The sequence below is a fragment of the Streptomyces longispororuber genome (genome assembly GCF_014656095.1).
In the GTDB taxonomy this organism is placed as follows: domain Bacteria; phylum Actinomycetota; class Actinomycetes; order Streptomycetales; family Streptomycetaceae; genus Streptomyces; species Streptomyces longispororuber.
Genome location: NZ_BNBT01000231.1, coordinates 1 through 9,175, shown reverse-complemented (window position 1 = coordinate 9,175; position 9,175 = coordinate 1). Strand labels below are relative to the sequence as shown.

Sequence of the window (9,175 nt, the reverse complement as noted above, 5' to 3'; positions counted from 1 at the left end):
GGCCGCGCAAGGCCTCCGGGACGCCGGGCCCGGCCGCGCCCGCGGCGCCCGCCGGGCCCGTACCGGCGGCCCCCGAACCGCGGCCCGCCCCGCCCCACCTCGCGGGCACCGACGAACTGGGCGACACCGGCGCCGATCTGCAGCCCGACTGGTGGCGGGTGGAGCGCGTCCCGCTGGAGGGCGCGGACGCCGTGCCCGGGTTCGTGGGCGGCGTGGAGATCCCGGAGATGCTGAGGCGGCCGCCGCTCGACGGCGACGGCGAGAAGGCCGAGCAGGAGAAGGGGATCGCCGCGGCGGAAGGAGCGGCGCCCGTCGCGGACCCGGAGGGTGTCGGAACCCTCGGCGCCACGGACCCGCGCCGCCCCGGCCCGCGCCCCTCCCTCACCAAGGGCATCCTGTCCGCCAGGAAGAACCGGGCCCCCGCGCCCGCCGCCCCCGCGCCCGGCCAGGACCCCGCCGTCGAAGCCGCGCCCGCCGTGGCCGGTGCCCTCGCCGGCGTCCGCTCCCTGACCAACCCCGTCCTGCTCCTCGCCGCCGTCGCGCTCGTCGTCGGCGCGGTGATCGGCAACTGGTTCGCGCTGGGCGGCGGCTGGGTCGTCGCCTGGGTCTCGCGCAAGCTCGGCTCCGCCGAGAAGAAGGCCGCGGTCATCGCGCTGCCCGCGCTGGCCGTGGCGGGCGGCATCGGCTGGCTGTGGGGGCGCGCGCAGGGCAAGTGGGGCGAGCCCATCGCCAAGGGGCAGATGAACGCCGCGGTCGAGGAGACCTGGCCGTGGATCGTGCGGATCGCCGCCGTCGCCTCCGCGCTGTTCCTCGTGTGGCGCTCGCAGCGGACCCGGCCGCCGGAGTAGCGCGTACGGGCGCACGGGCGCGGGACGGGCCCGTGCGGGCGGGAACGGACCCGCCCGACGCCCGCCGGGCGGGAACGGACCCGCCCACGCGCCGCGGGGCGGGCCCGTCGCGCTACTTCTTCTTCGTCAGCAGCGTCCGCATCTCGTCCAGGATCTTGTCGGCCGCCGTGTAGCCGATGCCCTGGATCCACAGCTCGTCGTCGACGGCGTGGACGTTGCCGGACTTCACGGCCTTCATGTTCTTCCACAGGCCGCTGTTCACGGTCTGCGTCTGCTTGGCCTTCTTCGGATCGCCGTACGTGGACCGGAAGATGACGTCGGTGTCGGCGAGGTCGATCTTCTCGGGGCTCACGTCGTACGAGAAGCCGTCCTTGGCCTTCTTCGCGATGGGCGCCCGGCCGAGGCCGACGTCCTTCAGGAGGGTGGCGATGTACGACTGCTCGCCGTAGATGCGGATGTCGGCGCCCTCGATGAAGCGCACCACGTTGACCTCGGTGGCCTTGGCCTTCGCGGGGCCGCCGACCGCCGTGGTGACCTCCTTGACGTGCGCGTCGTAGGCGGCGACGGTCTTCTTCGCCTCCGCCTTCCTGCCGAGCGCGTCGGCGTGCACCTGGAAGTTCTCCTTCCAGGGGTACCCGGTGGTCTCCGTCATGACGGTCGGCGCGATCTTCTTCAGCGCGTCGTACTTCGCCCCGTGGCGGACCTTGGAGGTGAGGATGAGGTCGGGCTTCAGCCCGGCGATGACCTCCAGGTTGGGGTTCATCATCTCGCCGACGTCCTTGACGCCCTTGAGCTCGCCCTCGGGCAGATAGCTCGGGAAGCCGCCGGCGGCGTCGACGTGGGTGGCGCCGACCGGCTTCACGCCGAGCGTGAGCGCGGAGTCCAGCTCGGCGGTGTCGAGCACCACGACCCGCTTCGGCGCCACCGGCACCTTCACGTCGCCCATGGCGGTCCTCACCACGTGCGTACGGCCCGCGCCGGACTTCTCGCCGTCGTCGGACGAGCCGCACGCGGCCAGGGCGGGCACGGCGAGGACGCCGGTCAGGGCGAGCGCGCCGGCGGTACGGGCGCGGCGGGGGGAACCGGTCATGAGGAGGACCTTCCGTCGTGAGGGACGTCGAGCGGGGTGTCGGGGGAGGTGTCGGGCGGGGCGTCGAGCGGGGTGCCGGGGGAGGTGTCGAGCGGGGTGTCGGGGGAGGCGTCGCGAGGGGACTCCCGCTCCGCGGGGGCCTGCCAGGGCGCGGCGGGCACCACCAGCGGGGACCCCGTCACCGGGTCGGGGACGACCACGCACTCCAGGCCGAAGACGTCCCGCACCAGCTCCGCGGTGACGACGTCCGCGGGGGCGCCCTCCGCGACCACCCGGCCCTGCTTCATGGCGACGAGGTGGTCCGCGTACCGGGCGGCCTGGTTCAGGTCGTGCAGGACCACGGCCACCGTGCGGCCCCGGTCGTGGTTCAACTGGCGCACCAGGTCCAGGACCTCGACCTGGTGCGCGATGTCCAGGTAGGTGGTCGGCTCGTCGAGGAGGAGCAGCTCCGTCTCCTGCGCGAGCGCCATGGCGATCCACACGCGCTGCCGCTGCCCGCCGGACAGCTCGTCCACGGACCGCTCGGCCAGCGCGGTCACGTCGGTGCGCTCCATGGCCTCGGTGACGGCCCGCTCGTCGGCGTCCGACCACTGCTGCCACCACCGCTGGTGCGGCTGGCGGCCGCGCGCCACCAGGTCCGCGACCGTGATGGCCTCGGGCGCGACCGGCGTCTGCGGCAGCAGCCCGATGCGCTGGGCGATGCGCCGCGTCGGCAGCTTCGCGAGCTCCTCGCCGTCGAGGAGGACGGCACCGCCCCTGGGCTTGAGGAGCCGCCCGAGCGCGCGCAGCGTCGTGGACTTGCCGCAGGCGTTCGGGCCGACGATGACGGTGACCCGGCCGTCGGGGATCGCGAGGTCGAGGGCGTGCACGACCGTACGGTCCTCGTAGGCGAGGGTCAGCTCGCGCGCGCTCAGACGGGCGCCGGTCTCGGCGGGGGCGGTCACGCGGTGCCTCCATTGCGGACGGTACGGCTGCGGACGATGAGCCAGATCAGGTACGGCGCGCCGATGGCGGCCGTGAGGACGCCCACCGGCAGCTCGGTCGGCGAGAACAGCCGCCGGGCCAGCAGGTCGGCGAGGACGACGACGAGCGCGCCGAGCAGCGCGGAGGCGACCAGCGGGATCTGCGCGGTACGGGTGAGGCGCCGGGCGATCTGCGGGGCGAGCAGCGCCACGAAGTCGACGGGCCCGGCGGCGCCGGTCGCCACGGACGCGAGGACCACGCCGAGCAGCACGAGCCCGGTGCGCACCCGGCCGAGCCGGACGCCGAGCGCGGTCGCCGTGTCGTCGTCCATGGACACGGTGCGCTGGGCACGGGCCGCCCAGGCCACGCCCGGGAGCAGCACCAGCAGCGTCAGGGCGAGGGGTTCGGCCTCGGGCCAGCCGCGGCCGTTGAGGGAGCCGGTCATCCAGATCTGCGCCTGCTGCGCGACGAGGTAGTCGCCCTTCGTCATGAAGAGCGTCGTCACCGACCGCAGGGCGATCGCGAAGCCGATGCCGATCAGCACGAACCGGGTGGCGTGCAGGCCGCCGCGCCAGGCGAAGGCGTACACGAGCAGCGCGGCCAGGACGCCGCCCGCCACGGAGACGTACGGCAGCACGGTGTACGAGGTGAGGCCGAAGGTCAGCGCCGCGACCGTGACGGCACTCGCGCCCTGGCTGATCCCGATGATGTCCGGACTGGCGAGGGGGTTGCGGGCGACGGTCTGGATGAGCGCGCCCGCGACGCCGAAGGCGGCGCCGACGAGCAGGCCGACGACCATCCGGGGGGCGCGGAGCGTGCCCACGACCAGCTCGTCGGGGGAGGGGTGGCCGAGGACGACCTTCAGCGCCTCGGCGGGCCGCACGAAGGCCTCGCCGACGCAGAGGTACGCCAGGCAGGCGACGGCCAGGAGGACCGCGAGGACGGCGGCCACCGCCGTGGCCCGGCGGTGGACCAGGAAGGCGGCCTTCCGGAACCGCAGGACGGCGTACCCGGCGGGGCGCACGCCCCGCGGGGCGGCGAGGAAGCCGCCCGGCTGTCCGGCCCGGCGGGACGCCGGTCCGGAACGGGAGTCGACGCTCACGCCGCCACCGCCTTCCTGCGGACCAGGGTGACCAGGAACGGGACGCCGATCAGGGCGGTCATCACGCCCGCCGGGACCTCGCTCGGCGGGAAGACGATCCGGCCGACCGTGTCGGAGGCGAGGAGCATCACCGGGCCCAGGACGGCGGCCAGCGGCAGCACCCAGCGGTGGTCGCTGCCGACCAGGGCGCGGGCGATGTGCGGGACCGCGAGGCCGGTGAAGGCGATGGGGCCCGCGGCGGCGACGCCCGCGCCGGTGAGGAGGGTGGCGCCGAGGCCGCCGACGACGCGGACGAGCGCGACGTTCTGGCCCAGGCCCTTGGCGACGTCCTCGCCGAGCGCGAGGGCGTCCAGGCCGCGGGCCACGGCGAGGACCAGCACGAGACCGGCGAGCAGGAACGGCCAGGTCTGGTGCACGATCGTGGCGTCGCGGCCGGAGAGCGCGCCGACCTGCCAGAAGCGGAACTCGTCGAGCGCGGACGCCTTGGTGGTGAGGACGCCCGTGGTGACGGAGACGAGCAGGGCGTTGAGCGCGGCGCCGCCGAGCGCGAGCTTGACGGGGGTGGCGCCGCCCCGGCCGCCGGCGGCGATCGCGTAGACGGCGACGGCCGCGAGGCCCGCGCCCGCGAAGGCGTACCAGACGTAGCCGGTCAGGGTGTGCGTGCCCGCGTACGCGATCGCGAAGACGACGCCGACGGACGCGCCCTGGCTGATGCCGAGGATGCCGGGGTCGGCGATGGGGTTGCGGGTGATGCCCTGCAGGGCGGTGCCCGCGACGGCGAGCGCGGCGCCGACCATGACGCCGAGCACGGTGCGCGGCACCCGCATCTCCCGGACCACCTCGGCCGCGTCGCTGTGCCCTCCGTGCAGCAGGGCGTCGAGGACGGCGGACGGCGCGATGGCGCGGGCGCCGACGGCGAGGCTGAACAGGACGGCGAGCAGCAGGGCCACGACGGCCGCCGTCATCACGACGGCGCGTCTGGCGTTCACACGCATCGGCTGGCTCGTTTCGGGGTCGGGGTCGGGGCGGGGCGCGGGAGCCGGGCCCGGGGTCTTGGCCAGGCCTTGGAGGGTTGGTAAGGCTTGGCTAAGAAGCATAAGGGTGACCCGTCGTCCCGCCCCCGGCCTCCGGCACTCCCGGCTCCGGGGGCCCGGCCGTCCGGCTGCCCGGCCCCCGGCACCCCGCTGCCCGGTGGCCCCTCGGCACAATGGGCGCCATGACCTCTCGGACTGCACCGGCCGGGCGGACGGCCGGGGGCCGTGGCCCGCTCACCGTCGGCTTCGACCTCGACATGACCCTGATCGACTCACGGCCCGGTATTCGCGCCTGCTACGTGGCCCTGTCCGAGCGGACCGGCAGGTACGTGGACGCAGACCTCGCGATCACCCGGCTCGGGCCGCCCCTGGAACAGGAGTTGGCCCACTGGTTCCCGGCCGACGAGGTCGTGGCGACCGCGAACCTCTACCGTGAGATGTATCCCACATACGCCATCGCCGCGACGCCCGCGCTCGCCGGGGCGCGGGAGGCCGTGGCCGCGGTGCGCGCGGCGGGCGGCCGCGCGATCGTCGTCACGGCCAAGTACGAGCCGAACGCCCAACTCCACGTCGACCACCTGGGCATCCCGGCGGACGCCGTGGTCGGCGACCTGTGGGCGGAGCGGAAGGCGCAGGCCCTGCGCGCGCACGGGGCGTCGGTGTACGTCGGCGACCACACCGGGGACGTACGCGGGGCGCGTACGGCGGGGGCGCTGTCCGTAGCGGTGGCCACGGGGCCGTGCGACGCAGGTGAACTGCGCGCGGCGGGCGCCGACGTCGTACTCGACGATCTGAGCCAGTTCCCGGACTGGCTCGCCGCTCACGTGGCGGAAGTGCCCGACGTGGAGCGCGCCTGACGCCGCTGGGCGGCGATTCCGCGCAGCACGCCCGCGGCGGCGACGAGGAAACCCACTCCCATCAGCATGCACACGGCATAGGCGACCGATGGGAAGGGATCGCCGCCCAGGAACAGCGGGGCGACCGTGACCAGCGTGGCCACGGCACCGACGAAGAAAACGATCGCGCCAATCCGTACGAGGCCGTCGCCCGGTCCGGTGGAATTCGCTTGGGTTTTGTCACGCACCGCACCAGGGTAGTTCCCAGCGCGTAGGAAGAAACCGGGGACGTCTTGTCACCGGCCCCGGGACCAATAGTCTTGGTGCCGGCGGGTCGCGCGACCCGCTGTAGTGCTGTCCAGAGCCGTTTTCGCCCCGGGACCACGCCTGCGGCGGTGCGGCTACCGATACGACGACTAGTACGAGGACGAGGACTTCACGTGCCTACCGGCAAGGTCAAGTGGTTCAACAGCGAGAAGGGCTTCGGCTTTCTCTCCCGCGACGACGGCGGTGACGTCTTCGTGCATTCCTCCGTACTGCCCCAAGGCGTCGACACACTCAAGCCCGGCCAGCGCGTGGAATTCGGCGTGGTCGCGGGGCAGCGCGGTGACCAGGCACTCTCGGTGACACTTCTCGACCCGACCCCGTCCGTCGCGGCGGCGCAGCGCCGTAAACCGGACGAACTGGCGTCCATCGTCCAGGACCTCACCACCCTCCTGGAGAACATCACCCCCATGCTGGAGAAGGGCCGCTACCCCGACAAGGCCTCCGGCGCGAAGATCGCCGGCCTCCTCCGCGCCGTCGCGGACCAGCTCGACGTGTAACCGGGGCGCCGCCCCCTGGACCCCGTATCGCGCTGCGCGCTCGTCCTCAAACGCCGGACGGGCTGAAACTCTCCCGTGCCGTCCGGCGAAAGTTCCAGCCCCTCCGGCGTTTGAGGAGCGGGGTCTGGGGCGGAGCCCCAGTTTCGGGAAAGGGGCGGGCCTGGGGCGCCCCGCGTGGGCAACCGGACGTCACGGAAAGGCGAGGGCCCCCGGCGCCAGGGCCGGAACCAGCCCCTCCGCCGCGGCGCGGGTGAGCAGCCCGCGCACAGCGGCGTACCCGTCCTCCCCCAGATCCGCCGTGAACTCGTTGACGTACAACCCGATGTGCTGATCCGCCACGGCGGGATCCATCTCCTGCGCGTGCGCCAGCACATAGGGACGCGACGCCTCGGGGTCGTCCCACGCCGCCCGCACGGACGCCCGCGCGGCATCGGCGAGCCCCCGCAGCACGCCGTCCCCCAGCGCCCGCTTCGCGATGATCGCCCCGAGCGGAATCGGCAGCCCCGTCGTGGCCTCCCAGTGCTCGCCCATGTCGGCGAGCCGGTGCAGCCCGTAGTTCCGGTACGTGAACCGCGCCTCGTGGATGACGAGCCCCGCGTCGACCTCCCCGTCCCGCACGGCGGGCATGATCCGGTCGAAGGGCAGCACCACGATCTCCCCGACGCCGCCGTCCGCCAGGACGTCCGCCGCCCACAGCCGGAACAGCAGGTACGCCGTCGACTTCTCGCTCGGCACGGCGACCTTCTTGCCGCTCAGGTCGAGGCCCGGCTCCCGGGTCAGCACCAGCGGCCCGCACCCCCGCCCGAGCGCCCCGCCGCACGGCAGCAGCGCGTACTCGTCGAGGACGTACGGCAGCACGGCGTACGACACCTTGAGCACGTCGAACTCGCCGCGCTCGGCCATGCCGTTGGTGACGTCGATGTCCGCGAACGTCACGTCCAGCGCGGGCGCGCCCGGCACGCGGCCGTGCGCCCAGGCGTCGAAGACGAAGGTGTCGTTGGGGCAGGGGGAGTACGCGATGCGCAGGGGGTCGGGGGAGGTCTCAGTCATGCCTGTTCCAACTCTCCAGTACGGGCGTGAACTTCCCGAACGCCTCGGTGAGCGCGGCCAGCGCGTCGGCGATGCGCCAGGCGGCGCGGTCGCGCGGGCCCACCGCGTTGGACACGGCGCGGACCTCGGCCACCGGTATCCCGAGCGCGGCGGCGGCCTCGGCGACGCCGAAGCCCTCCATCGCCTCCGCGAGGGCCCGCGGATGGCGGGCGCGCAGCGCGGCGGCGCTCCCGGCGCTGCCGGTCACGGTCGACACGGTCAGGACGGTGCCCGTCGCGGCCCCCGAGGCGGCGGCCAGCTCCCGTACCAGCGCGGCCGGCGGCTCGTGGGTGACGCGCCCGAAGCCGAGCGCGGTGACCGGCACGAACCCGTCCGGCGTCTCGGCGCCCAGGTCGGCGGCCGTGACCGCGTCCGCGACGACGAGCGAGCCGAGCGGGGCGTGGGGCGGGAACCCGCCGCCGATCCCCGCGGAGACCACGAGCTCGTACGGCGTCCCGGCCGCGGCGGCGGTCGCGAGGACGCGCGCGGTGCCCGCGGCGGCGGCAGCGGGGCCCACGCCGACGGCGACGACGTCCACCACCCCGGACGCGGGCAGGCCGGAGGCCACCGCGTCCCGTTCGGCGGGGACCGCGGTGGCCACCAGGATGCGTGGGGCGTGCCCGGGCCCGGTCAGGCGTCCTTGTCCTTCTTCAGCTTGAACGACCACAGGCCGGTGGCCTTCGGCTCGCCGCTGTCGCTCTTGCCGCCCTCCAGCAGGCTGACGGTCGTGGCGGAGTTGCCACCGCCGTACTGCTGGTTGAAGAACACGCTGCCCGGGATGACGACGTAGGTCTTCTTGCTGGCCTCGGTCAGCGGCTGACCGTTCATCAGCAGTGTCCAGCCCTTGTCGGCGATCTCCGGGTCGACGCCGAAGCGGACCTTCTCGTCCGGGTCGACCGTGATGGACTTGATGTCCTTCTTGTCCTTCAGGCAGTCCTGTACGGCGGACGGCTTGAGCTCCTTGCCGTCCTCGTAGCAGGTGGCCTCGGAGTGCACGGACTCGCTGCCGACCGTCACGGTGGCCAGCGGCGTCGGCTTGTCACAGGCCGACAGGACGAGCAGTCCGGCGGAGACGGCGCCGAGGGTGGCGACGGCGCGGCGGCTGCGCGCTGAGCGGGGTACCAGGGAGGTCATGCCGGAAGGCTATCTCCTGGCCCCTGGGCCTCGGGCGGCGGCCACCCCGGCGCGCTCCCACCCACCCGCCCCCAATCGGCCTCCGGCCTCGTCCTCAAACGCCGGACAGGCTGGATCCGCCCCGCGTCCCACCGCCGTCACCTGCGGGCATGATCGGCCTGACGGCCTCGTCCTCAATCGCCGGACGGGCTGGATGCGTCCCGCGTCCCACGGCCGTCACCTGCGGGCGTGATCGGCCTGGCGGCCTCGTCCTCA

Annotated in this window: 11 protein-coding genes; 3 read left to right on the top strand and 8 right to left on the bottom strand. The window is 74.1% G+C overall.

The genetic code is table 11. The features are described 5' to 3' along the window. On the top strand, window positions 1–848 hold an 848-nt coding region (locus IE330_RS36565), incomplete at its 5' end, for a hypothetical protein (protein ID WP_190140494.1). A gap of 112 nt (window positions 849–960) precedes the next feature. On the opposite strand, the gene IE330_RS36560 is transcribed toward IE330_RS36565, so the two are convergent. The 4 genes from IE330_RS36560 to IE330_RS36545 form a co-directional block, all read right to left on the bottom strand. Further along, complete coding sequence (locus tag IE330_RS36560) at window positions 961–1,938, bottom strand: ABC transporter substrate-binding protein (protein WP_190140493.1); 978 nt, start codon at window positions 1,936–1,938, stop codon at window positions 961–963. Further along, window positions 1,935–2,882 carry an ABC transporter ATP-binding protein gene (locus IE330_RS36555; protein ID WP_190140492.1) on the bottom strand — a complete coding sequence of 316 codons (948 nt, stop codon included), beginning with the start codon at window positions 2,880–2,882 and terminating at the stop codon, window positions 1,935–1,937. The genes IE330_RS36560 and IE330_RS36555 overlap by 4 nt, the downstream gene beginning before the upstream one ends. Beyond that, on the bottom strand, window positions 2,879–3,925 hold the full coding sequence (locus tag IE330_RS36550; RefSeq protein WP_190140496.1) for a FecCD family ABC transporter permease: 1,047 nt from the start codon (window positions 3,923–3,925) through the stop codon (window positions 2,879–2,881). The genes IE330_RS36555 and IE330_RS36550 overlap by 4 nt, the downstream gene beginning before the upstream one ends. 74 nt (window positions 3,926–3,999) lie before the next feature. Beyond that, the gene (locus IE330_RS36545; RefSeq protein ID WP_229926182.1) at window positions 4,000–4,998 is read right to left on the bottom strand and encodes a FecCD family ABC transporter permease; all 999 of its coding nucleotides are present in this window, start codon (window positions 4,996–4,998) and stop codon (window positions 4,000–4,002) included. Between the two features lie 221 nt (window positions 4,999–5,219). Here IE330_RS36545 and IE330_RS36540 point away from each other — a divergent pair, with 221 nt between their 5' ends. Further along, complete coding sequence (locus IE330_RS36540; protein WP_190140491.1) at window positions 5,220–5,894, top strand: HAD family hydrolase; 675 nt, start codon at window positions 5,220–5,222, stop codon at window positions 5,892–5,894. On the opposite strand, the gene IE330_RS36535 is transcribed toward IE330_RS36540, so the two are convergent. Beyond that, complete coding sequence (locus tag IE330_RS36535) at window positions 5,858–6,121, bottom strand: hypothetical protein (RefSeq protein ID WP_190140490.1); 264 nt, start codon at window positions 6,119–6,121, stop codon at window positions 5,858–5,860. The two genes, IE330_RS36540 and IE330_RS36535, sit on opposite strands and share 37 nt — an antisense overlap. A gap of 192 nt (window positions 6,122–6,313) precedes the next feature. On the opposite strand from IE330_RS36535, the gene IE330_RS39945 reads away from it, so the two are divergent. Beyond that, window positions 6,314–6,697, top strand: coding sequence for a cold-shock protein (locus tag IE330_RS39945; RefSeq protein ID WP_190140489.1), 384 nt, complete (start codon window positions 6,314–6,316; stop codon window positions 6,695–6,697). 189 nt (window positions 6,698–6,886) lie between these two features. Here IE330_RS39945 and IE330_RS36525 read toward each other — a convergent pair whose 3' ends face one another. The 3 genes from IE330_RS36525 to IE330_RS36515 are packed head-to-tail and all read right to left on the bottom strand — an operon-like array spanning window position 6,887 to window position 8,920. Then, window positions 6,887–7,747 (bottom strand): 1,4-dihydroxy-6-naphtoate synthase, encoded by an 861-nt coding sequence (locus IE330_RS36525; RefSeq protein WP_190140488.1) that lies wholly within the window; start codon window positions 7,745–7,747, stop codon window positions 6,887–6,889. Next, window positions 7,740–8,453, bottom strand: coding sequence for a futalosine hydrolase (locus IE330_RS36520; protein WP_190140487.1), 714 nt, complete (start codon window positions 8,451–8,453; stop codon window positions 7,740–7,742). Before IE330_RS36520 ends, IE330_RS36525 begins: the two co-directional genes overlap by 8 nt. Beyond that, window positions 8,417–8,920, bottom strand: coding sequence for a DUF2771 domain-containing protein (locus IE330_RS36515; protein WP_190140486.1), 504 nt, complete (start codon window positions 8,918–8,920; stop codon window positions 8,417–8,419). The genes IE330_RS36520 and IE330_RS36515 overlap by 37 nt, the downstream gene beginning before the upstream one ends. Window positions 8,921–9,175 lie beyond the last annotated feature (255 nt).